A 23,152-nucleotide genomic window follows, 5' to 3' on the forward strand; every position below is an offset into this window, starting at 1 on the left:
AGGGCCAGGCGGCGGGCAAGCCCACTGTCGTCGTCCTGGAGCGTGATCGCGCGGGTGGCGACCGAGTCGGGCACGTTCGACGCGGCCGACCCGTTCCCGCCGCGGCCGACGAGGACCACGATCAGGCCCGCGGCGACGGCGATGACCGCCACCGCCGCCACGATCAGCCACGGCCGCCCCGAGCGACGCCGCCCACGCGCGGACGCCGGTGCCGCGTCCTCGGCGCCCGCACCGGACGCACCGTCGGCTGGCCAGCCCGCGACGTCCCCACCGCCGGCCCCGGCTCTTGCCCCGGATCCAGCCTCGAGCCCGGATGCGGCCCCGAGCCCGGATGCGGCCCCGAGCCCGGATGCGGCCCTGGCCGCGGGCGCGGGGCCGGGGTCCGGCGCTGGAGTTCGGGCGACGCCGGCCGGCGTGTGGCCGGCCGCGTCGCCCGCCAGGCGCTCGCCCACGCCGCCGCGGGACTCGGCCTCGGTCCAGACTGTGACCAGGCCGTCGGTGGCGTCCGGCGAGCTCGCCCGCCATCGCTCGGCCGGCTGCCAGACGGGATGCTGACCTGACGGGGACGCCTCCCCGACCGGCCCGGACGGTGCGGGCCCGGCGGTCGCGGCCGGCGGGCCAGACCGGCCGCTGCGATCGCCCCGGTCCGCGGGCGGCAGGGAGCCGGAGAGGTCGGCGCGCGCCGGCGTCGGCGGGAAGTCGGGCGGCGGCCCGACGGGCTGATGATCCGTGATGGGGGNGAGGGGGGNGAGGGGGCCCGCGGCGGCCGGGGTGGGGGGCGGCTGGGTGCCCCGTGGGGTGGTGTTCAGCGGCCGGATGAGCGCGGTCACCTCGGACAGCGACAGCGGCGGCTGCGGCACCGCGACCGGCGCGTCGGCCCGCAGGTCGAGCAGCCGGGCGTAGAGCTCCTCGGCGCGCGGCCGGTCCGCGGCGACCTTGCGCATCGCCTCCTCGACGAGCGGGCGCAGGCTGTCCTCGAACCCGTCGAGCATGGGCGGATCGTTCACGGTCCGGAACAGCAGCCCGGGCGTCGGGCCGCTGCCGAACGGGTAGCGACCGGTCCCGGCGTAGATGAGGACACCGCCCCAGGCGAAGACGTCCGCCGCCGAGGTGACCTGCTCGCCCTTGGCCTGCTCGGGCGCCATGAAGGCCGGCGTCCCGAGCTGGCGGTCCCCGCCGTGGTCGAGATCGAGCCTGGTGGCGGTGTCCAGGGCGCGGGCGATGCCGAAGTCGATGACCTTGGGGCCGAGCCGGGACAGCACGATGTTGGACGGCTTGAGGTCGCGGTGCACGATGCCGGCCCGGTGGATGGCCATCAGGGCGGTCGTCATGCTTACCGCGAGCTGGTGCAGCTCCGCCGTGCTCAGCGGGCCGCGCCCCACCACCGCCTCGGCGAGCGTCGGACCGTCGACGAACTCGGTGATCAGGTAGGGCTGCTCGGCGGTGATGTCGACGTCGAGGACCGCGGCGGTGCAGAACCGGGCCACCCGGCGGGCGTTGTCGGCCTCCTGCTTCAGCCGCGCCCGGAACTCGGCGAGACGGGCGAGGTCCGGGCGGATCAGCTTGACGGCCACCTGCCCGCCGGTGGGGTTCACCCCCAGGTAGACCGTGCCCATGCCGCCCGCCCCGAGCCGACGCAGCAGGCGGTAGGGGCCGACCTGGGTCGGCTCCCCGGACCCGGGCCCGCCACGGCGGTCGTGCGCGCCGTCGGCGGTGGCGCCGTGACCGGATGGGTGGGACATCGGTGCGTCACTCCCGCCCTGGTCGGAGGAAGCCGGCCAACGCTCGGCCGGCGGCTAGCGGCGCTGCGCCCTGGCCCGGCGCCGCCCCCGAGCCGCGAGCTGGTAGTGCACGGCCAGGAAGGACAGCGCGAGGAACAGCGGCAGCAGGACCGACGGCGCCGTCGCGCTGGTGTCCGCGGAGACGAGCACCATGTCGATGCCGGCGTCGAGGTCCTTGCCGCAGTCNGCCCTGACCGGGCGGTAACCCGGCCGGAAGCTGGCGAACTGGACGACAGTCTCGAAGGTACCGGCCTGGTCGGCGACGGCCCGCCCGACGAGTTCGCCGCTGGCCGTGAGCACGGCCGGCGCCCCGGGTCGGCAGCCGGCGCCCCGGGCGAACAGGGTGTCCCCCGCGGTGACGACGGTTCGGTCGAACAACAGCTCCCCGGGTTGCGCCTCCCGCGCCACCGGGGTGCCGACGGGCGGTTCCGGTGCCCCGGCGGGAAGCACCGGGGTGCACTTTCCGAGCACGCGGACCGNGCCCTTGGCGCAGCGCGGCGGCGCCGGGACGGCGCACTGCTCGTCGAGGGGCACCGCGACGCCCCCCGGGCACAGCCGCCGCCCGGCCGGGCAGTCCAGCGTCGCCGCCCGCACCGAGCCGTCCCAGCAGACGACCGGGACCGGCGGTGACGGCGTCGGCGCCGGGCACGCCTCGCCCACCGGCACGCCGACCGGCGAGCCGGCACAGAACCGCTGCGGCAGCGGGCACTGGTCGGCGGTGTCCCGCACCGACCCGTCCGGGCAGGTGACCGAGGCGTGCGGCGACGGCGAACCGCTGGTCGGCGTGGGCGCGGCCTGGTCGGTCCGGGTGGCGGTCGGCGACGGGCAGGGCGTGGCGGCGGCCGCTGCCAGGCCGCGGGGGCGAGCCGGGGCCGTGCTCGCGCAGAGCGGCCGCTTGTCGCAACCCGGCGCCGGCGACGATCCGGTCGGGCAGGGGGTCGAGCACGGATCGGCGGACGGCTCTATGTCGACGATGACCGGGGCCGCGGGCGCGGTCGCCGGGCCGCAGGTCGGCGGCGGCGGCGCGTGGCAGTTGCCGGCGGGGACGTCGCGGGACGGCGAGGGGCAGAGCGGCGGGGAGGTGGGTTCGCAGTTCCCGTCCGGGCCGGGGCTGGCGCCGGTCGGGCACACCGGCGGAGACGTCGGGCAGGCACCGGCACCGGCCTGCGCCGGGCAGGCCGTGGGCGTGCGCGTGCAGTTCCCGCCGGCGGCGACGGTCGTCCCGCTCGGGCAGGCGGAGGGCGTGTTCGTCGGGCCGGTAGGGCTGGGCGTGTCCGAGGGCCCCGGGCCGCTCGGCGACGGGGAGCCCTCGCCGTCGGGTGTCTGCGGCGCGGGCGCCGGAGTCGTCGGCCTGGGCGGGGGCTGCGGCGCGGGATCCGTGGTCGGAGACCCCGAGGTCGCGCCGCCGGAACTCGGCGGCGTGCCACCCGACTGGGACGTGCCACCCGACGAGCCGCCGGTGGAAACGCCTCCGGACCCGCCGGAACCCGGCACAGCACCGGAACCCGACACAGCACCAGAACCCGACACAGCGGCGGAACCCGACGAATCGGCGGAATCCGTCGCGGCTGCCGAATCCTGCGCGCCGGCGGAATGAGGCGGGGCGTCGGTAGCCGTCGCGGCGGCGTTCACATCCGCCAGCCGGGGTGGCCCGGCCAGGCCGCCGGACACCCCCACTCCCACACAAAGGAGCAGAACACCGAGAAAGACGGTCGGCACGACGCCGCGCCGGGACCGCCTCATGAGCCGGTCAGCCGATCGATGGCCAGACACCAGTGCGCCCCCCCGGGTGCGACCGGCAACACGTTGAGGCCGGCCCGTCCCCACGACCCGCGAAAACACGTGATGCACGTTTGGCGGAAGTCCCACCATACGACGATCGTTAGAATAACAGCCGACCGGCCGCGCATCCCGGTCGCGGGGGGAAGTAGTGACAATCGCAATGCCGGCCGGGCGGTCGGTTCGGGAAAGAATTCTTAGCACTGTTTGCCTGGCGGCGTGCCTCGGTTGGCTCATGTTGTCCTCGGCACCCGCTGCCCGTGCGGCGCCGGGGGGTGGCGTGGAGCTGGCCGTGACCGTCGACGGCCAGCCGCTCGGTCGGGGCGATCTCGTCCTCGACGCCGGCGCGGTAGCCCGAGTGGTGGTCGGCGTGCAGAACCTGAGCCGGTCGGACGTGGACGTCGACTCGGNGCGGCTGAGCGGCGCCGTGCTGGGCCTGACCTTCTTCGACTACGACACCCGCGTCCGCACGACGGTGCCGGCCCGCGGCTCGGCGAACTGGACGGTCGATCTCGACATCCGGGACCTGGACGGGCGGGCCACCGGGCTGATGCCAGTCGAGGTGGCGCTGCGGGACACCGATCTGCACACCGTCGCGAAGGCGACCGGAACCGCGAGCGTGCACGGCTCGCTGCTGTCCATCTACGGACTGTTCGGACTCGGCCTGCTGGTCCTGATGGGGCTGCTGTGGGCGGTCGCGCTGCTCCCGCTCGGCCGGCACGCCGCGCCGGCCACCTGGTGGCAGCGGGGGCTGCGGTTCCTGCCCGCCGGCTGCGCGGTCGGGTTGTTCGGCGTCTTCGCCCTCTCCGCGACCCGCCTGCTGTCGCCCACCACCGCCGTCGACGTCTCGCTGACCATCATCTCGGCCGCCGCCTGCTTCGCGGTCGGAGCCCTGCTTCCACGGCTGACCGCCGCCCGTCCCGGCTGACCCCCGCCCGGCTGACCACCGCCCGTCCCGCCGGCCCCGCCCCGTCCCGCCCGTCCCGCCGGCCGACGGGGCGTGTCGCTCATTGACGACATCACAACCTAGCGCCACCATCCAACTCCAAAGGGTAGTTGCGCGGTGGAGAACGCCAGGTCCTCCGTCGGGCGGACTGAGAAGGCGGGCCGCATGCCGAACGACCGCAGGACATTCATCCGCCTGGCCGCGCTGGCCGGCGCCACCGCTCCACTCGCACTCGGCGCGGTCACGCCCGTCGCGGCAGCAACGGGCGACGCCGCGACCGGGAACGCGCCGGCCGCGGTGCCGCTACCCCGTTCCCCGCTCGGGCGGCCGCCGGTGCTCGTCCCCGGCCCCAATTCCTACAGCGCGGGCCGGCTCAGGGCCGGGAACGCCGCCGGGCTGCTCGCCGGTAGCTGGGACGACTCCCCGTACAGCGCCATCGGCGGCATCTGGCGCGACGGGACCGTGCATTTCCTCGACGGCAGCAACGATCCGGCGGCCGTGAACGAAGCCGGCGTCGTCGTCGGCGACGTGGTGAGCCACTACGACCGCCAGGCGTTCCGTTGGTTCAACGGGAACTACCAGCGTCTGGGGTTCCTCGGCGGCACCAACACCATCGGCGGTTATCGCAGCAGCGCGAACGCCGTCAACCGCAGCGGGGCCGTCGTCGGTTACAGCAGCACCGACAGCGGCGCGCAGCACGCCGCCCTGTGGTGGGACCCCCGGCCGCAGGACCTCGGCACCCTCGGCGGCCCGTCGAGCGAAGCCGTCGACGTGAACGCCGCGGGCCACATCGTCGGCTCCAGCGCGACCGCCGCCGGACAGTCGCACGCCGTCGTCTGGTTCGGGGGGGCCATCCACGACCTCGGCACCCTTGGCGGCTCGTCGAGCACCGCCGTCGCCGTCAACGAGCGCGGGCAGATCGTCGGCCACAGCGAGACCGCGGATGGCCACCGCCGCGCCGCGCTGTGGGACCGGGGCCGCGCGATCGACCTCGGCACCCTGCCCGGCGACACCACCTCCAGTGCAGTGGCGATCAACAACGCCGGGCAGGTGCTCGTCAGCTCGTACGGGACGACGAACGGCGCCTTCCTCTGGCAGGCCGGGCGCCGCACCCCGCTGCGGGTGGCCGGCGGCGCCGTCGAACCGGTCGACCTGAACGACCGGGGGGTCGCCTGCGGCACGGTGACGGCGTCCGCCGACGGCACCACGCGCGCGTTCCGCTGGCAGGCCGGCCGGCTCACCCAGCTCGCCACCCTCGGCGGCTCCTACGGCAACGCGTGGGCCGTCACCCCCACCGGGATCATCGTCGGCTCGTCCCGCTCGGCGAGCTCTCCGGTCCCGCAGGCGGTGTTCTGGCCCGCCCCCGGCCGCTGAACCCACACCGGGTCAAAGAGTCAGCCGGGGAGCCGGCCGAGGAGGCCTGGAAAGCGCCGTCAGGCAGCCGGTTCGGCCAACACCAGGAGATATTCAAACTCGTAACGGCCCGGACCGCCGAGCGGGCCGAGATACTCGCCGGCGGCGAATCGCAGCAGGTCGTCGTCGAGCGCGGCGAGGAGTTTCGGATCCGTGCCGAGACGTTCGTAGGTCTCGACCACCGGGGCGAAACACGCCCGGTAGAGCGCGCACCATTCCGCCGGCGAGCCGGCGAAGTCCAGGCGGGCGGTGCGGCGGTGCGTTTCCAGTCGGGTGACCCGATCACCGAACAGGGCGCGCACGTGGTCCGGATCGCCCCACTCGGTCGGCGCCGGCGCACCCTGCGCACGGGTGGGGGCGTGCCGCTCCAGCAACGCGAACAGCCGTCCCATCGCCCCGCCAGCGGTCCAGTTCGCCAACGCCACCGTGCCGCCCGGGCGGCACACCCGCACCAGCTCCCGCGCCGTCGCCGCCTGGTCGGGCGCGAACATGGCGCCGATGCAGGACAGCACCACGTCGAAGTCGTCGTCGGCGAAGGGCAGCAGCTCCGCGTCCGCCTCCAGCCATTCCAGGCTGATGCCGCGCTCGGCCGCCGCCTGCCGGCCCCGCTCGATCAGCGTGGGAGTGAGGTCGGAGGCGGTCACGTCCGCGCCCAGCTCCGCGGCCGCGATGGCCGCGTTGCCACTGCCGGCGGCGACGTCGAGCACCCGGTTGACGGGGGCGACCCCCGCGGCCCGGACCAGGTCGCCGCCGAGACCGACGAGCAGGCGGGCGATCACCGAGTAGTCCCCACGGGCCCAGGTTCGGCCGTCCGGGGCGGGCTGGCCCGGTGCCTGCGCCGCAGCGTTCGCGGCGCTTGCCGGCCGCCCGACCAGCGTGTGCGAGTCGAGATCGTCAACAGTCATGATCTTCCTTTCCCCGGCACGGGTTCACGGATTCCACCGGGCCGATCCACCCCACCACGAAAGAAACCCCAGGTGGATCGCCGATAAACAGCACGGAGCACCCAGGAAGGGCACACCGCACTCGGCTCCGAGGCCACTGAATATCCTCGGAAGCCGACGGGAACTATTCTTGGTGATCGGCCGGTGACACGCCAGCGATACGCATAACCGGCAGAATTGAAGCGGTCACCGCCCGGCAATGCGGCGGATGCGGTATAAGCCCGGCCGGACGGGCGGGGGCGACGGTCACCCGGTTTCGACGCCGCCGGTACGGCGCGCCCCAGGCCGGCGGATCAGCCAGGATGTCGGACGGGGCGTCTGGCCCCCGGCAACCGCCGGCACCGACCAGCACAACGGAGGATCAGCATGAGCGAGTCCGGCGACGTCGCCGTCCAGACCCGGCCCGACCACGTCGCGGTCGTCGAGATCCGCCGGCCGCCGCACAACTACTTCGACGTGCACCTCATCGAGGAGCTCGCCGACACCTACGACAAGCTCGCGGCCGGGTCCGAGGTCCGCGCGATCGTCCTCGCGGCGCAGGGCAAGCACTTCTGCGCGGGCGCCGACTTCGCCGGCACCAGCACGGCGGCGGCGGTCTCGGCCGAGGAGGGGGCGCCGGCTCTCTACCGGGCGGCGCTGCGCCTGTTCACCGCCCCGATCCCGGTGGTGGCGGCGGTGCAGGGCAGCGCGATCGGCGGCGGGGTGGGGCTCGCGGTGTCCGCGGACTTCCGGGTGGCGAGCCCCGAGACCCGGTTCGTGGCGAACTTCNCCCGGCTCGGCCTGCACCAGGGCTTCGGCCTGTCGGTGACGCTGCCGGCGGTCGTCGGCCGGCAGAAGGCGCTGGACCTGCTCTACACCGGCCGCCGGGTCGGCGGGCAGGAGGCGTTCGAGATCGGCCTGGCCGACCGCCTCGCTCCGGCGGAGGGGCTGCGCGACGCGGCGATCGCGTTCGCCGCCGAGATCGCCGCAGCCGCGCCCCTGGCGGTGCGCAGCATCCGGCAGACGATGTGGGCGGACCTCGTGCCCGCGATCCAGGCCGCCACCGCGCGCGAGGCGTCCGAGCAGGCCATCCTGCGGGCCACCACCGACTTCACCGAGGGCGTGCGGGCCACCACCGAGCGCCGCGACCCCCGCTTCACCGGCCGCTGAGCCCGCGCCCCGGGCCGGGAGAGTCAGCGGATTCTCCCGGCCCGGGCCAGGCGAACACGGTCTCCACGACAGGTCCTCCGGCTGACGTGGCCGGCGGAGGTAGTGGGTGCCGGGCCCGACGGAACCCGCGGTGCCATCGCGGTTGACGGGCTTGCCAGGCGCGGATGTATACCGAGTATGATACTGGGTATTCTCCGACGGGACGGGTGCTCATGAGCGTGCGACATGCCCTGCTGGCCCTGCTGAGCGAGGGCCCGAAGTACGGACTGCAACTGCGTCAGGAGTTCGAGGCACGCACCGGCGAGGTCTNGCCGCTCAATGTCGGCCAGGTCTACACGACCATGCAGCGGCTGGAGCGCGACGGCCTGGTCGCCTCCGACGACGGTGAGGAACCTGGCCCGCAGAAGAGCTTCCGGATCACTCCCGAGGGCGGCGCGGAGCTCGCGGCCTGGCTCGCCACGCCGCCCGCCGCCGACGTGCCACCCCGCGACGAGCTGGTCATCAAGGTGCTGGTGGCGACGCGGTTGCCCGGCGTGGATGTCATCCAGCTCCTCCAGACGCACCGGCGGCACCTGATCGAGACGATGAGCCGCTACACCCGCCTGAAGGAGGACGCAGCCGAGGACGACCTGGGGCTGCTCCTGGTCACCGACGCCGAGATCTTCCGGCTGGAGGCGTTCGTCCGCTGGTTGGACACCGCACAGGCCCGCCTGCGTCACCGACCGCCGCCGGCCGCCGACCCGGCACCCACGCCGGCATCCACCCTGGCGCCCACCCCGGCATCCACCCGGACGCGGCGGGGCGCGAGGGCCGGCCGATGACACCCGTACTCGAACTGCGCGCCGTGACGAAGGTGTACGGCTCGGGAGCGGTCGCGGTGCACGCGCTGACCGGCGTCGATCTGTCGGTGAACGCCGGGGAGATGGTCGCGGTCATGGGCCCCAGNGGATCGGGCAAATCCACCCTGCTGACCATCGCGGGCAGCCTGGAGCAGCCGACGACGGGCGACGTCCTGGTCGAGGGCACCCCCCTGGCGGGCATGTCAGCGGCCGACCGGGCCCGGCTGCGGCGCCGGCACGTCGGCTTCGTCTTCCAGGACTTCAACCTGCTGCCCGGGCTCACCGCCACCGAGAACATCTCGCTGCCGCTCGAGCTGGACGGCGTCAGGGCGAGGGCAGCGACCGCGGCGGCGCGGCGGGCCCTGGACGAACTGGGACTGGCGGATCGCGCTGGCGCCTACCCGGACGAGCTCTCGGGCGGGCAGCGCCAGCGGATCGCCATCGGCCGCGCCCTGGTCGGTGAACGCCGGCTGCTACTGGCCGACGAGCCGAGCGGGGCGCTGGACACCCAGGCCGGCGAGAGCGTCATGCGGCTGCTGCGCGACGCCTGCAAGCGCGGGGCGGCCGCCGTGCTGGCCACCCACGACGCCCAGCTCGCCGCGTGGGCGGACCGCGTGGTGTTCGTCCGGGACGGAGTGGCGGTGGACCAGTCCCGCCCGCCGGCCGGCCCGGAGTCGCTCCTGGCCGCCGGCACGGAGCCATCGCGATGACGGTCGCGGCACCCCTACGGCCGGTGGCCCGCGCCGAGGGCGGGCTGCCCGCCCGCCGGGCGATGGTGCGGTGGGCCTGGCGGATGCTACGCCGAGAGTGGCGGTCGCAGATACTGGTGACCCTCCTGCTCCTCGTGGCGGTGGCCGTGGCCGTCTGCGGCGGCACCGCCCTCTACCACGCACCCCCGCCCGCCGATCCCACCCTCGGCACGGCCCGCGACGTCTGGGTGCTCAACGGGCAGGACCCACCGGCGATGACCGCCGACATCACCGCGCTGCGCAGGGCCTACGGGACCGTCGACATGGTCGGCCACACCCCGGAACGGGCCCCGGGGCTCGCCCGGCCGGTCGACTACCGGGCGCAGCCGCTCGGCGGAACCCACACCGGGCACCTGCTCGCCATCCATCGCGGTCGGTATCCGTCCGGGGCGACCGAGGCCGCGGTCACCACCGGCACCGCCAAGCTCCTCGGCCTGCGGCTCGGCGGTTCGATCGCCCTCGACGGCCACCCCCGGACGATCGTCGGCATCGCCGAGAACCCCAGCGACCTGACGGACGACTTCGTCCTCGTGGCGCCCGCCGGGGGGCCGCCGCCGCGGTCGGTGTCGGTGTTCGGGGACCGGCACGGCCGCGAGGGCCCACGGCTGACCACCGTGAGCCAGCGGCTGGGGCAGGGGGGCAACACCGACCAGGTCGTCATCACCGCCCTGGTCCTGGCCGCCACCACCGTCCTGCTCCTGCTGGTCGCGTTCGTCGCCGCCGCGGGCTTCGCCGTCCTCGCCCGGCGCAGACTCCGCCAGCTCGGCATGCTTGCCGCGATCGGTGCCACCGCCCGGCAGGTACGGCTCGTGGTCACCGCCACCGGTCTGCTCGTGGGCACGGTCGCGGCCGGGGTCGGGGCCACGGTCGGGCTGCTGTTCTGGCCTCTGGCCGCCGGCCGGCTGGAGCCCACGATCGGGCACCGGATCGACCGGTTCGACCTTCCCTGGCCGCTGATCGCCGCGATCGTGGTGCTGGCGATGGCGATGTCGGCCGCCGCGGCCTGGTGGCCGGCCTGGGCCGTCTCCCGCCTCCCGGTCACGCTCGCGCTCTCCGGCCGGCCGCCGGCGCCCAGATCCACGCACCGACCGGCGGCGCTCGCCGCGGTCGGTCTGGCCGTGGGGTTGGGCTGCCTGGCGACGAGCGACCGGCGGAACCCGATCCTGATCGTCGTGGGCACGGTGGCCACGGCGCTGGCGATCCTGTTCGCGGGCCCGCCCGCGATCAGGCTGCTCGCGGCAGCCGGCGCACGGACCCCCGTCGCCGCCCGGCTGGCCCTGCGCGACCTGGCCCGACACCCGGCGAGATCCGGCGCGGCGGTGGCCGCGATCAGCCTGGCGCTGGCCATCCCGGTCGCCGCCGTCGTCGTCGCGACAGCCGCCCAGGCGACCCCGGCGACCGGGAACCTGAGCGATCGCCAGGTGCTGGTCCGCATCCCGCAGCCCGGCGACCCGCCGGCGCTCGTTCCGATCAGCTCCGCGAGCCGGCTGCGGGAACTGGCCGACCGGGTCGGCGAGATGGCGGCCGCCCTCCCGGCCTCGACGGTGCTCCCGCTGGACCTGGCCTACGACCCGGCGGCGCCACCGGAGCTCAGCCCCACGACCGGTCAACCCGTCCGGCACGCCCAGGAACTCGGCAGCGCCAGGGGCGACAGCGAGTTCGCGATGGCCCCGGCCTACGTCGCCAGTCCGGCACTCCTGCGGCTCGCCGGCGCCGATCCGGCCGCGATCCCCAGGTCGGTCGACGNGGTCACCGGCCAAGCGCGGAGTCTGGTCATGTTCGCGCCGACCAGGACCCGCGACCTGGAGCATCCCCCCACCGTCCGGGTTCCCGGACCCCGGTACACCTCGCTCCCGGACACGCTGCTGACCGTCGGCGGACTGGCCCGCCGCCAGCTGGTGCCGGTCCGGGCCGGCTGGCTCATCGAGTCCGGGCAGCACCTCACCGGCCCGCAGGTGGCCGCGGCCCGCCGCATCGCCGCCCGGGCCGGCCTGACCATCGAATCCCGGGACGGCCAGGCCGCCGTGCAGACGGTCCGGGCGAGCGCCACGGCGGGCGGGTTGGTCCTCGCGCTCGCGGTCCTGGCCATGACCGTCGGCCTGATCCGCAGCGAAGGCGCCGCCGATCTGCGCACCCTGACGGCCACCGGGGCGGACGCCGGGATCAGGCGGACCCTGACCGCGGCCACGGCGGGCGGGCTCGCCCTGCTCGGCGTGCTGCTTGGCACCTTCGGCGCCGGTCTTGGCCTGGTCGCGGTGTATCGGAGCGATCTGGCGGCCTTCGGCCACGTGCCGGCGATCTACCCGCTGATCTTCCTCGTCGGAGTCCCGTCGGCGGCCACGGCCGCCGGCTGGCTACTCGCCGGCCGGGAACCGGCATCGATCGCGCGCCGGATGCCGCAGTGACCCGGCCCGACCCGGACCGACCCGGCCCGACCCGACCTGCGCCGGGCGGTCCGGTTCACGCACGGGCGGCGGTCGCGGGTGGCGGGGAACGGTTGTCGACGATGTCGCCGGTGGCGAGGTGGCAGCCGCGTTCGAGCAGGCGGCGTGCCGTCGACCTGGTGTCGACACCGTCGGCGATCACCTCGATCCCCAGGTCGATCACGGTGGCGAGGAAGGCGTCGGTGAGGATGCGCAGCCGGTCCGGGGTCGACCGGTCGACCCACAGCGCCGTGTAGGCGGGGTGCAGGGTGATCATGTCGACGGGCAGCAGCCGCAGGCTGTCCACGGTGGTGTCCGCCGAGCCGACCTCGGCCAGGGAGATCCGCACGCCCGCGCGGTGCAGCCGGGTGAGGACCTCAGCGGTGGTGTCGGGGTCGCGGTCCCGGCTCGTTCCGCGGATGTCGAGGACGAGCGCACCGGCCGGCAGCCCCGCGTCGGCCAACGCCGAGGAGATCTCCGCCGGCAGACCCTCGTGGCTGGCCCGCTCGGCGAGCAGCGGCACGTGCACCGCTGCCGGTCGCGCACCGGACGGCGTCCGGCGGGCGACCCACGCCAGGGCGTGGCGCAGCAGGAACCGGTCGAGGGCCGGCCCGACACCGGCCGTGTCGCCCAGGACGGCCAGCCGCTGCGGACGGAACACGCCCAGCCGGGGGTGGTGCCATTCCAACCGGGCCTGGTAGGCGGGCACCTCGTCGGTCGCCAGGTCCACGACGGGCCGCAGGCAGACGCCGAGCCGGCCGCCGCTCGGGTCGTCGCGGGCGGCCGCGGCGAGGGCGGCCTGCAGGGCGGGGATCGTGTCCGGCGCGCCGAGGTCGGCGTCGTACACCGTGAGAAGTCCGCTCTTGCCGGACTTGGCCGAGTACATCGCCAGGTCCGCGCGATGCAGCAGGGTCTCGGCGGTGATCGCGGTGTCGGCGGGGCCGACGACGACGAGCCCGAAACTGGCTGCGACGGCGTAGGTGGTGTCGGCGAGCCGGACCGGAAGGCGGACCGCCTCCGCGAGCCGGTGCCCGATCACCACCGGGTCCTCGGCGTCGCCCGCCGGGGCGGATTCGAGCAGGATGGCGAACTCGTCCCCGCCGAAGCGGGCCACGGTGTCGGTGGCCCGAACGGTCGCGGTGAGCCGGCGGGCGGTGACGCGCAGCAGCTCGTCGCCGGCCGCGTGCCCGAGCGCGTCGTTGACCTGCTTGAAGTCGTCGAGATCGCAGAAGACCACGGCGACCGGGTGCGGCACCCGGGCATAGCGGGCCAGGGTCTGGTCGAGCCGGTCGGCGAACAGCGCCCGGTTGGCCAGGCCCGTCAGCGGATCGTGGAAGGCCAGCCGGCGCAGCTCCCCCTGGTTGTCCTCCAACCGCTCCAGCAGCCGCACGTTGTCGGCCATCGTCGTCATCTGCCGGAGGAGGGCCAGCACGAGCAGGCACAGCAACGCCCAGATCTCCTCCTGCCCGGCCAGATCGGTCCCCACCACCCGCACGACCGCGACGGCGCCCGCGACGAGCAGCGGCAGGTAGGGCAGCATGACGTGCCACCAGCGCCGCCGGTACTGCGTGGCGGTCCACTGCGCCGCCNGGACGACGGCGAGGGGCGGCTGCGCCGGCGGCAACAGCGCGGCGAGGCCCACCAGCAGCGGGCCGGTCACGAAGCCCAGGTCCAGGATGCGCGGAAGGTCGGCGAGGTCCCGGGTCGTCGCGTACAGGTAGATCATGATGGCCAGTGCGAAGACCATCAGCCCCGAGCCCAGCAGGCTGAGGCCGAGCAGGGACCGCGGCCGGCGGAACGTGGCGATCAGGATGATCGTCACGGCGGTGACAAGCGCGGCGGCGGTCACGACGAGGGCGGGCAGGATGTCGTAGACGGGATGATCGCCCTCCTTGATGCCGTTCTCCAGCACCGTCACCCAGGCGAGCAACGCGACGGCACCGGTCACGATGACGCTGTCGAGCACCGTGATCAGGTACCAGCGCCGCTGCCGAGCGGTCCCGCGCGCGAGCGAGTCGAACGGATCGGTCGGGTAGCGCAGCACTCCGGCCAGGCCACACAGCCACGGCACCAGCAGCGCCAGCATGGGCAGGGTGATGTGCGGCACGGGTTGTCCGCCATGGACGACGTCGTGCAGCGAGGCGAGCGCCGTGCCCGACAGCGCCAGCACCATCACGCCGACGAGCACGCGCCAGGTGCGTTCCGCGCCCTCGCTCCGGGCTGCGGTCACGAAGCAGGCCAACGTGCCGGACGTCGTCGATGCCAGCGCGGCGGCCCGCACCATGATCAACGCTGCCCGGGCGGGCAGCGTCAGCGTGGCCAGCGCCACCGCGACGGCGACCACGGCGACACCCAGCGCCGTCCGCCGCCACCACCGGGCGACGGGTGGCCCCCCGAATCCGGGCGGGCGGGCCCGCGCGGGCGCGCGCGCTTCATCCCCCATCTGAACGTCACCGTCCAACCCGGCCGAGCGCGGCGTCACCGCGGCGGTCCGCCCCTCGGCCCCCCGATACCTATGCCCGTCCGGCGGCCCAGATCCGACCGAACCACCCCGACCGCTGCTGAGCGTGACCCCCGGTCCGGGGTCCGGCCTGGACAACCAGGCGGGACCACGGCGCTCCCGGGGCCCGGACCTCACCCGTCGCGCAGCACCGCGGCGAGCCGGTCGACCGCGGCGACGAGACCCTCGCCCGGGGTGCGGCTGTAGGTCAGGCGCAGGTGCGGGGCGACGGCTTCGCCCACGGTGTAGGCGCTGCCGGGGCCGACGGCGACGCCCGCCCGCCGGGCGGCCGCGGTGACGAGCCGATCGTCGGCGCCGGGCGGCAGCGGCAGCCAGACGTGCACACCTCCGCTGGGCGGCTGCGGCGGGTCGCAGGCGGGCAGGGCCCGCGCGATCGCGGCGAGCAACGCCGCCCGGCGGGCCAGCAGCACCCGGCGCAGCGACGCCAGGTGCCGGCGCCAGCCCGGGGTGCTGAGCAGCTCCACCGCGGTCTGCTGGAGCACCGGGGCGACGAACAGGTCGTCGGTGATCCGCACCCGGGCCAGCCGGGCCGCGACCGGGCCGCGGGCGGTGACCGCCGCGATCCGCAGGCCCGGCGACACGCTCTTCGACAGCGACAGCACGTGCACGACGTGGCCGTCCAGGTCGGCGGCGGCCAGCGGGGGCGGGCTGACCGCGGTGAGATCCAGCGGCGCCACCCAGTCGTCCTCGACGCAGAACGCCCGGTGGTCCCGCAGGGCGGCGAGCACCGCCGGCCGGCGGTCCGGGGCGAGCACCGCCCCGGTGGGGTTGGCGTGCCGTGGTTGGAGGTAGACCAGGCGGGCCCCGCTGCGGCCGAGAACGTCGGCAAGATCGTCCGGGCGCACCCCGGCGGCGTCCGCCGGCACCGGGACCGGGACGAGCCCGGCGGCCCGCGCGGCGGCCAGCGCCCCCGGGTAGGTGGTGTGCTCGACCGCGAGGGCCTCGCCGGGCCGACCGAGAGCACGGAAGACCAGCGCGAGCGCCGCCTGCCCGCCGCTGGTGACGAGCACGTCGGATGCGGTGTGGGAGGGACTGACCAGGCCGGCGATCAGCCCGCGCAGGTCGGGCAGGCCGGCGACCGGGGTGCGATCCCAGGCGCCGGGCCGGCGCGCGGCGCGGGCGGCCGCCGCCGCGAGCAGGCCCACCGGCTGGGCCGCCGGATCCAGGTAGGCCGAGGCGAGGTCGAGCACGCCGTCGGGGACGGGCGAGTAGAGGTCTGTCATGTCGTGCGGCAGGTCGTCGCGGGCTCCGAGCACGGCGGTCTGCCAGCTCAGGTCGGTCGACCGCGACGCCGGCGGCTCGGCGACGACGCTGCCGCGACCGGGCGTGGTGACAAGCAGCCCGCGGGCGGCGACCGCCGCGAGGGCCCGCTGCACGGTCAGCGCGCTCGCCCGGTGCCGGCGCTGGAGCTCCCGGGTGCTCGGCAACGCCGAGCCCGCGGGCAGGCGGGCACACAGCGCGGTCAGCTCGTCGACGATCCCCGCCTGCCCTCCCCCGCGGCCCGGCTCTCCCACACGGCTGCCCGGCCCGGCCGCTGACCCGTCAGCGCTTCCGCCGATATCCTCGTACATGAAAGCTAAGGAAAGCGCATTCGTCGGGAGCGGGGAAGCGCGGGGGCTGGTGTCGGGCGCCGCGGGGGTGGTGGCGTTCAGCCTCACGCTGGTCGCGACCCGGGCCGCGGAGCCCGCCTTCGGGGCGCTCACCGTCGGCGCCGGGCGCGCCGTGCTGGCCGCCGGCCTCGCGGCGGCCCTGCTGCGCCGCCGTGGCCTGCCCCTGCGCCCCCCGGACGGGCGGGGCGCGACGATCGTCATCGCAGCGACCGTGGTCGTCGGGTTCCCACTGCTGACCTCGTGGGCGCTCGCGGACGTCCCGGTCGCGCACGCCGCCGTCGTGGTGGGCCTGGCGCCGGCGGCGACGGCCGGCTTCGCGGTGGTGCTGGCCGGGGAGCGGCCGACCCCGCCCTACTGGGCGGCCCTGGGCGTCGGGCTCGCCGCGGTGCTGGCCTTCGCGGCGGTCCAGGGTGCGGGCCGGCCGCGGCTGGCCGACCTGCTGGTGCTCGCCGCGGTGGCGCTCGTCGGCCTCGGTTATGCCGCGGGCGGGGTGCTCTCGCGGCGCTTCGACGGCGCGGCGGTGATCTGCTGGGCGCTGCTGGCGGCGCTGCCGGTCACGGTGCCGCTGACCGCGATCGGCCTCACCGTGCATCCGCCGCGCCAGGTGACAGCCGGCGCTGCGGCTGGTCTGGGTTACGTCAGCGTGGTGAGCATGTTCCTCGGCTTCGTCGTCTGGTACCGGGGGCTCGCCCTCGGCGGGGTGGCGCGGGTCGGGCGGCTCCAGCTCGCCCAACCGGTGCTGACGCTGATCTGGGCGGCGCTGCTGCTCGGTGAACCGCTGACACCGCTCGGCGTCGGGACGGCGGTGATCGTCATCGCCTCGGTCGTCCTCGGCCGCCGGGCTCCTCTACGCCCGCACCAGCCCGACGGAGTTCCCCGCCGGGCATGATCGACGGGGCTCCCCGCGGGCATGACCCGGGTCACCTGCTTCGGTGCGGAACGGGACCGAGGGCGGCGCGCCAGGCCGCCGCGGCGCGCCCGCCGAACAGCCGGTGGGCGCCGCCCGGTCCGCGGTGCCCACCGAGGGTGGGGGCGCATTTGCCGCCCGAGCCGCCAGCCGATATGCAGGAATGTTTACCCGCGGCCAATCAGGCCGACTCGGCACCCGGAATGCGGCCGTCACAGCGGCCTCCGCGCGCATCCGCGCATCTCCGGGGCCCGGGACACAGCATGTGTCCGCAGGACGGATCGGCATCACCGCACCCCCACACCGGTATTTCGGCCGGGCCGATGGCACCGACCGGGGCGGCGGCCATCACCGATTGATGAGACGCATCACGCATTCACCCGGCCGAGGCGCCCACCGCCCGCGGGCCGGACCATCCCGACGCCGCACCGCGCCGCGAGCTACACCCCGAAAGGCGTAGCACCGGCGACCGGAATCAGAACACGACGAATCCGTCTTTGTGCTGCCCTATACCTTGTGCTGCTCCTGGCCCGGCCGCCGGCATTGACCGGGCACCGGTCCGACCGCCACCCATGGGCCGGCACTGGGGCCCGAAAGGGTCGGTCCGCCGCACAAAGGCACAGAGATGGTAGGGAATGAGAAGAAGCCTGCGTTCATTCGTCGCGGCGGGTGCCGCGGTCGCCAGCATCGTCGTCGGCGTGACCGCGTGTAGCGGGGGCGGTGGGAACGGCGGGGACATCCTGAGCCAGGCCCGACACGGTGGGGCGGACCCGTGCGCGCCGACGGCGGGCGTCGACCGTGGCAAGATCAGCCTCGGCCTACTGTACTCCGGCTCGCCGTACGACGGCGACCCCAGCGCGCTGTTCCGGGCGGGCGTGGACGCCCGCCTCGGCGAGCAGAACGCGAAGGGCGGGATCTACGGCCGCCGGCTCTCCTACAGCATCGAGGACGACGAGGCGGCCCCCGAACTGAACGCCGTCGGCGGACGCGCCCTGGCGCAGCGCGACAAGGCGCTCGGCCTCCTCCAGTTCAGCGTGGCGGCCTCCGGATCGGCGCACCTGCTGGAGTCCGCCGGGGTGCCCGTTGTCGACGGGCAGATCACCGATCCGTCGGTGGTGCTCCGCTCGAACGTGTTCAGCTACTCCCGGCCGACGGTGGAGGAACCCACCTCCAGCGGCTGGGGCGAGTTCCTCGCCAACCGAGGCGCGCACCGCGCGGTCACGGTCTCCCTCGAGCTGTCCTCGGCCACCCGGTCGATGGCCGACGCCGCCCGCAGGAGCGTGCTCGCCGCCGGCCTGAAGGTCGCGGACAACCTGCAGGTGCCCAGCGGGCCCTTCGACGCCGACCGGTTCGCCGACGAGGTCCGGGACTCCGGCGCCGACAGCCTCATCGCCTTCGTCCCGGCGCCGAACTTCTACCAGATCGTCGCCGCGGTGCAGGACGCCGGCGTCGACCTCAAGGCGATCCTCGGCAACCCGACCAGCTACGACCGCAGCCAGCTCGCCCGGTTCGGGGACTCCGCAGCGGGGGCGTACGCGTTCCTCGACTACACGCCGTTCGAGGTCAGCACCCCGGCGCACCGGCGGTTCCTCGCCGCGATGGCCGCCTACGCCCCGCAGGCCGCCGCGCTGCCGGACGGCACGGCGCTGATCGGCTGGATCAGCGCCGACCTGCTGCTGCGCGGGATCACCGCCGCCGGCGCCTGCCCGACCCGCGCGGGCGTGCTCGCCGGCCTGCGCAGCCAGACCCGCTTCGACGCCGACGGGCTGCTGCCGGCGCCGATCAACCTGAGCAAGGGCGTGGCCAACATCGCGCCCTGCTACGACTACGTCCAGGTCACCCAGGACGGTAAGAAGTTCGTCCCGGTGCCCGGCAAGCCGCGCTGCGGGCGGATCCTGCGGGCCGGGTGACCCCGCGAGCCCGATGACCCTGCGATCCCGATGACCGCACGAGCCCGATGACCCCGCGGGCCGGGTGACCACGCCCGCGCGAACGGCCGGGTTCCCGCCGCCGCCCTCAGGTCAGGCCGACGGCGGGAACCCGGCGCGCCGCGGCATCACCCCGCGGTCAGCAGGTCGGGCAGCCACCGGTCATGCGGTCGGCCACGTACCCCAGTAGTAGAAGCCGGGGTGCCATTCCTTGGGATGCCAGACCTTGGGGAAGTAGTGGTGGTGCCACCAGTAACCGGGAATCCAGTATCCGGGTTCCCAGTATCCGGGGTGGAAGATACGGTGCTGCCCCTTGTGTTCCTTGGGGCCTTCGTGCGGCTTTTCCACCGCCTTCGGAGGCGGCGGCGCGGGTGTGGTGGCGGCCGGACTTGGGCCTGCCGGTGACGGCGTGGCCGCGCCGGCGGGCGCGGCCACCAGGAATGCGGCGAAGGCAAGGACGACAGCCAGGACCAGAGATCTGCAACGCTTGATGATTTTCATGGCCATCCCTTCGGCAGATGCGCCGTCACGACACCCCGACCGTTCGGATCTCCCGTCGGGAAGCTCTCCCCGGCGCGCCTGCTGAATACCCTCGCCACGCTCCGCACAACCGTCGGTACGCCACGTCGTCGTCACTACGTGAACCGCGTTGTCCGGCGTTTGAAACCCTGCTTGTGCCCTGCGCCTGGATCGGCACATCCGAAATCGGGAAAGGGCGGTTTTTCCTGTGTTGCCCCGTCCGCGCGGGGCGGCTCGTCAGGACACGGCACGTCAGGACACGGCACGACCGAGGTGGCCGGCCAGCCGGCGGTAGGCGTCCGCGTCGGCAGGCACCTCGACCACCGGGCCGAAGGGCATCTCCTCGCGCCCCTCGATCGGTACGGCCCGCCGGGCGATCTCCAGCGAGATGACGGCGAGTTCGGGATCGAGCTCGCCGGTGCGGCCCGTCGCGACCGCCAGATCCCAGGCGTGCATCGTCAGCTCCTGGGTGTAGGCCGCCGCGGCGACCCGGCCGGGCAGCACCGCCCAGGGCAACTGCAGCGGCCGGTCGAGCAGGGTGTCGTCGGACCAGACCGCGCGCAGGTCGGCGGCGGACTTCGCGTAGCGCTCCGCCCAGCCGTCCAACGGCACCCCGGTTGTCACCAGAGGCAGCTCCCGGGGGTCGCCACCCCGACCCGCGACCGCGATCCGCGCGACCACGGTGAACAGGTGCCCGACCAGGGTGGTGACGTCGAACTCGGAACAGGGGGTCGGTAGCGCGATCTGGTCCGGCTCGACGGCGGCGACGAGCCGCCCCGCCTGGTCGAGGGCGCGGTCGAGCAGCGGGCGCGGGTCATCCAGCGGGTTCATGCGGGTGCTCCTTCGGTCGTCGCGGCGTGATCGAAGGCGACGGTAGCCACCGAACAGGTCACCTCCTGTCCTGTTCACGCTGTCCTGTTCACGGCCGCGGGCCACCCCGCCAGACCAGCCCGGCACCGGCACCGGCACCGGCCCGATGCCGCGCACCGCGGCCGGCCTACGGTGATCGGGTGCGAGCGAGTCGGCTGATCGCCATCATCATGCTGCTGCAGGCGCACGAGCGGCTCACCGCCGCGCAGATCGCCGGGCGGCTCGGCGTCAGCGATCGGACGGTCCGCCGGGACCTCGACGTCCTCGGCGAACTCGGGGTGCCGCTGTACTCCGAGCGGGGACACGGCGGTGGGTGGCGGCTGGTCCACGGCTGGCGCAGCGACCTGTCGGGGCTCACCGCCGACGAGGCGCACGGACTGTTCCTGGTCGCGGGTCCGGCGGCGCGTCCCGGGCTCGGGCTGGAGCCCGCGGTGGACTCGGCGCTGCGCAAGCTGCTGGCGGCCCTGCCGGCGGCGACCCGCCCGGACGCCGAGGCCGTCACCGCCACCCTGCTCGTCGACCCGGGCCGCTGGGGTGGCCCCGCAGTGACACCGCCCGCCCAGCTCGCGACGCTGGCCGGCATCCTGCGGGCGGGCCGCCGCGCCCGAGTCCGCTACGCCGGCCGGTCCGACCGCGCGGCCGGCACGCCCNCCCGCGACCGGGACGTCGACCCCTACGGCCTGGTGCAGAAGGGCGACGTCTGGTACCTCGTCGCCGGGACGGACGCCGGCCCGCGCACCCTGCGGGTCTCCCGCATCGAGTCGGTCGCCGAACTCGACGAGCCCGCGGACCGGCCCGCCGACCTCGACCTGCCGGCCCTGTGGGCACAGTCGCGCCGCGCGGTCGAGGAACGGATGTGGGCCTACCGGGTCCGGTTGCGCGCCGACCCCGCGATCGTCCCGATCCTGCTCGGCGTGCTCAGCGCCCGCGGCCGCATCGAACCGCCGGCCGGGTCGTCCCCCACCGGTGAGAGCACCGCCACCGGTGAGAGCACCGCCGCCGGCACCGAGCTTGTCCCGGTCGACTCGGCCAACCCGGTCGACTCGGCCAACCCGGTCGACTCGGCCAACCCGGTCGACTCGGCCGACCCGCTTGGCGCCGTGGGCGGCACCGCCGGCTGGACGGCGCTGTGCGCCTCGTTCCCGAGCGCGGCCGTCGCCGCGGCCGACCTCGCCGGGTTCGGCGCGCGGGTCATCGTCGACGAGCCGCCCGGCCAACCCGACGGCGTCGCCGCGCACCTACGGCGCATCGCAACCGAACTGCTCGCGCGATACTCGCACCCGGCTCCGCGGACGGCACCGAACTCCGACACGGCACCGAACCTCGAAGCCGACGATCGTCAGGAGACCACACCGTGACCCAGACCGGCACCGAGGCTCAGACCGGCACCAAGACCCCGGCCAGCACCGAGACCGGGGCCGGCACCGAGACCGGTCCGGCCGGCATGGCCCCAAGCCAGGGCGGACCCGATTTCGCCGGGCTGCCGCCGCGCAGCCGTCTGGTCGCCGAAGCGCTGCACGCGGCCGGGGCGGAGCAGTCCGCGCGGGCTATCCGCGAGCTGCCCGACTCGGCGCGGACGGCGGCGGAAGCGGCCGCGGCGGTCGGCTGCGAGGTGGGCGCGATCGCCAACAGCCTGGTGTTCGTCACGGAGGCCGCGCGGCCGGTGCTGGTGCTGACCAGCGGCGGCCACCGCGTCGACACCGGCGCGCTGGCCGCCCGGCTCGGGGTGGCAGCCCTGTCCCGGGCCAGCGCCGCCCAGGTGCGGGAGGCGACCGGACAGGCCATCGGCGGGGTCGCCCCGTTGGGTCATCCGGCACCGCTGCGCACCGTCGTCGACGTGACGCTCGCGGACCATCCCCGGATCTGGGCCGCCGCGGGCACCCCGCACACCGTCTTCCCGACGACCTACGAGGAGCTCGTCCGGGTCACCGGTGGCACCCCGCTGTCCGTGACGGCCTGAGAGCCGCCGCCGGCGGCGGCGCGGGCGGCGTTCACGACATCTGCAGGGCGGCCGGCGACTCGGGCAGGATCTGCCCGCCGTCGACCACCAGCGCCTGCCCGGTGATGTAGGAGGCCTCGTCCGAGGCGAGGAACAGCGCCGCGTGACCGATCTCGTCGACCTCGCCGAGCCGGCGCATCGGGATCGCGGCCTCCATCGAGTTCAGATAGTCCGCGCCCAGCTCGTCGAGCCCCTCGGTGCGGACGTTGCCCGGGAGCACCGCGTTCACGGTGACCCGATCCCGGGCGAGCTCCACCGCGGCGGTGCGCATAAACCCGAGGATCGCCGCCTTGGACGCCCCGTAGTGCGACCAGCCGGGATAGCCGGTGATCGGCCCGGTGATCGACGAGGTGAGAATCACCCGGCCGCGGCCGGAGGCGACCAGCGCCGGTAGGAACGCCTGCACGGTGAGGATGGCGCCCTTGACGTTCGTCCCCAGCACCTCGTCGATGTCGGCCTCCGTCATCGTCGCCAGCGGCGCGGACGGGAAGATCCCGGCGTTGGCGCAGACGACGTCCACCCCGCCGTGCCGCTCGGCGACGGTCCGGGCCAGCCGCGCGTTGTCCTCGGCGCTGGCCGCGTCGGCGAGCACGAAGCTGACGGTGCCCTCGCCGAGCTCGTCGAGCTCCTGGGCCGTGGTGGCCGCGGCGACGACGTCCCGGCCNCTGAGCACGACGTTCGCCCCCGCCGTCGCGAAAACCCTGGCGATGCCCTTGCCGATCCCCTTGCTCCCGCCGGTGACCACAACGGTCCGACCCGCGACCGAGGTGAACAT

At 75.0% G+C, this 23,152-nt stretch carries 14 protein-coding genes and 7 pseudogenes; 13 read left to right on the plus strand and 8 right to left on the minus strand.

Features of this window, described 5'->3' with window-relative positions; all coding sequences use genetic code 11:
• Nucleotides 1-749 precede the first annotated feature (749 nt).
• Nucleotides 750-1,742, minus strand: a 993-nt coding sequence (locus FF86_RS57915; RefSeq protein WP_242419630.1) for a serine/threonine-protein kinase, incomplete at its 3' end; no start/stop codon positions are given.
• A 2,929-nt stretch (nt 1,743-4,671) separates the two neighbouring features.
• Here FF86_RS57915 and FF86_RS25940 point away from each other — a divergent pair.
• Nucleotides 4,672-5,880, plus strand: coding sequence for an HAF repeat-containing protein (locus FF86_RS25940; protein WP_044887749.1), 1,209 nt, complete (start codon nt 4,672-4,674; stop codon nt 5,878-5,880).
• A 59-nt stretch (nt 5,881-5,939) separates the two neighbouring features.
• Here FF86_RS25940 and FF86_RS25945 read toward each other — a convergent pair whose 3' ends face one another.
• Nucleotides 5,940-6,824, minus strand: a complete 885-nt coding sequence (locus tag FF86_RS25945) for a class I SAM-dependent methyltransferase (protein ID WP_199865819.1) — start codon at nt 6,822-6,824, stop codon at nt 5,940-5,942.
• Between the two features lie 405 nt (nt 6,825-7,229).
• On the opposite strand from FF86_RS25945, the gene FF86_RS57920 reads away from it, so the two are divergent.
• The 7 genes and pseudogenes from FF86_RS57920 to FF86_RS57940 all read left to right on the plus strand — a co-directional run.
• On the plus strand, nt 7,230-7,631 hold a 402-nt coding region (locus FF86_RS57920), incomplete at its 3' end, for an enoyl-CoA hydratase/isomerase family protein (RefSeq protein ID WP_242419631.1).
• A gap of 1 nt (nt 7,632) precedes the next feature.
• Nucleotides 7,633-8,012: pseudogene (locus tag FF86_RS57925) on the plus strand (enoyl-CoA hydratase/isomerase family protein); the annotation flags it as partial.
• Between the two features lie 212 nt (nt 8,013-8,224).
• Nucleotides 8,225-8,321, plus strand: a pseudogene (locus FF86_RS57930) (PadR family transcriptional regulator); the annotation flags it as partial.
• A gap of 1 nt (nt 8,322) precedes the next feature.
• Nucleotides 8,323-8,833: pseudogene (locus tag FF86_RS25955) on the plus strand (PadR family transcriptional regulator); the annotation flags it as partial.
• Nucleotides 8,830-8,957, plus strand: a pseudogene (locus FF86_RS57935) (ABC transporter ATP-binding protein); the annotation flags it as partial. The pseudogenes FF86_RS25955 and FF86_RS57935, both read left to right, overlap by 4 nt.
• A 1-nt stretch (nt 8,958) precedes the next feature.
• Nucleotides 8,959-9,561, plus strand: a pseudogene (locus tag FF86_RS25960) (ABC transporter ATP-binding protein); the annotation flags it as partial.
• Between the two features lie 302 nt (nt 9,562-9,863).
• A partial coding sequence (locus FF86_RS57940) for an FtsX-like permease family protein (protein ID WP_313954383.1) occupies nt 9,864-11,346 on the plus strand: 1,483 nt, incomplete at its 3' end.
• A gap of 714 nt (nt 11,347-12,060) precedes the next feature.
• Here FF86_RS57940 and FF86_RS57945 read toward each other — a convergent pair.
• Together FF86_RS57945 and FF86_RS25975 are read right to left on the minus strand one after the other, a co-directional pair.
• Nucleotides 12,061-13,563: a diguanylate cyclase domain-containing protein gene (locus FF86_RS57945; protein ID WP_313954384.1), complete on the minus strand. Its 1,503-nt coding sequence runs from the start codon at nt 13,561-13,563 to the stop codon at nt 12,061-12,063.
• A 1,094-nt stretch (nt 13,564-14,657) separates the two neighbouring features.
• Nucleotides 14,658-16,058: a PLP-dependent aminotransferase family protein gene (locus FF86_RS25975; protein ID WP_242419632.1), complete on the minus strand. Its 1,401-nt coding sequence runs from the start codon at nt 16,056-16,058 to the stop codon at nt 14,658-14,660.
• 106 nt (nt 16,059-16,164) lie between these two features.
• On the opposite strand from FF86_RS25975, the gene FF86_RS25980 reads away from it, so the two are divergent.
• Both FF86_RS25980 and FF86_RS25985 read left to right on the plus strand, forming a co-directional pair.
• Entirely contained in the window at nt 16,165-17,043 is an 879-nt protein-coding gene (locus FF86_RS25980; protein ID WP_063870502.1) for a DMT family transporter, read from the plus strand.
• 653 nt (nt 17,044-17,696) lie between these two features.
• Nucleotides 17,697-18,971: an ABC transporter substrate-binding protein gene (locus FF86_RS25985; RefSeq protein WP_044887742.1), complete on the plus strand. Its 1,275-nt coding sequence runs from the start codon at nt 17,697-17,699 to the stop codon at nt 18,969-18,971.
• Between the two features lie 180 nt (nt 18,972-19,151).
• On the opposite strand, the gene FF86_RS32560 is transcribed toward FF86_RS25985, so the two are convergent.
• Both FF86_RS32560 and FF86_RS25990 read right to left on the minus strand, forming a co-directional pair.
• Nucleotides 19,152-19,490, minus strand: a complete 339-nt coding sequence (locus FF86_RS32560) for a hypothetical protein (RefSeq protein WP_082122230.1) — start codon at nt 19,488-19,490, stop codon at nt 19,152-19,154.
• A gap of 270 nt (nt 19,491-19,760) precedes the next feature.
• On the minus strand, nt 19,761-20,339 hold the full coding sequence (locus tag FF86_RS25990; RefSeq protein WP_044887741.1) for a TIGR03086 family metal-binding protein: 579 nt from the start codon (nt 20,337-20,339) through the stop codon (nt 19,761-19,763).
• A 179-nt stretch (nt 20,340-20,518) separates the two neighbouring features.
• Between FF86_RS25990 and FF86_RS57950 the strand changes: the two genes are divergently transcribed.
• The 3 genes and pseudogenes from FF86_RS57950 to FF86_RS26000 all read left to right on the plus strand — a co-directional run.
• Nucleotides 20,519-21,028: YafY family protein (locus tag FF86_RS57950; protein ID WP_242419633.1), on the plus strand; the 510-nt coding region annotated here is incomplete at its 3' end.
• 1 nt (nt 21,029) lies between these two features.
• Nucleotides 21,030-21,736 (plus strand): annotated as a pseudogene (locus tag FF86_RS68375) (helix-turn-helix transcriptional regulator); the annotation flags it as partial.
• Between the two features lie 86 nt (nt 21,737-21,822).
• Complete coding sequence (locus FF86_RS26000; RefSeq protein WP_044887762.1) at nt 21,823-22,338, plus strand: YbaK/EbsC family protein; 516 nt, start codon at nt 21,823-21,825, stop codon at nt 22,336-22,338.
• A 31-nt stretch (nt 22,339-22,369) separates the two neighbouring features.
• Here FF86_RS26000 and fabG read toward each other — a convergent pair.
• On the minus strand, nt 22,370-23,041 hold a 672-nt coding region (fabG, locus tag FF86_RS26005; RefSeq protein ID WP_242419634.1), incomplete at its 5' end, for a 3-oxoacyl-ACP reductase FabG.
• A 1-nt stretch (nt 23,042) separates the two neighbouring features.
• A pseudogene (locus FF86_RS57955) lies at nt 23,043-23,152 on the minus strand (SDR family NAD(P)-dependent oxidoreductase); the annotation flags it as partial.

Origin of the sequence: Frankia sp. CpI1-P (genome assembly GCF_001421075.1) — a bacterium.
GTDB lineage: Bacteria > Actinomycetota > Actinomycetes > Frankiales > Frankiaceae > Frankia > Frankia torreyi.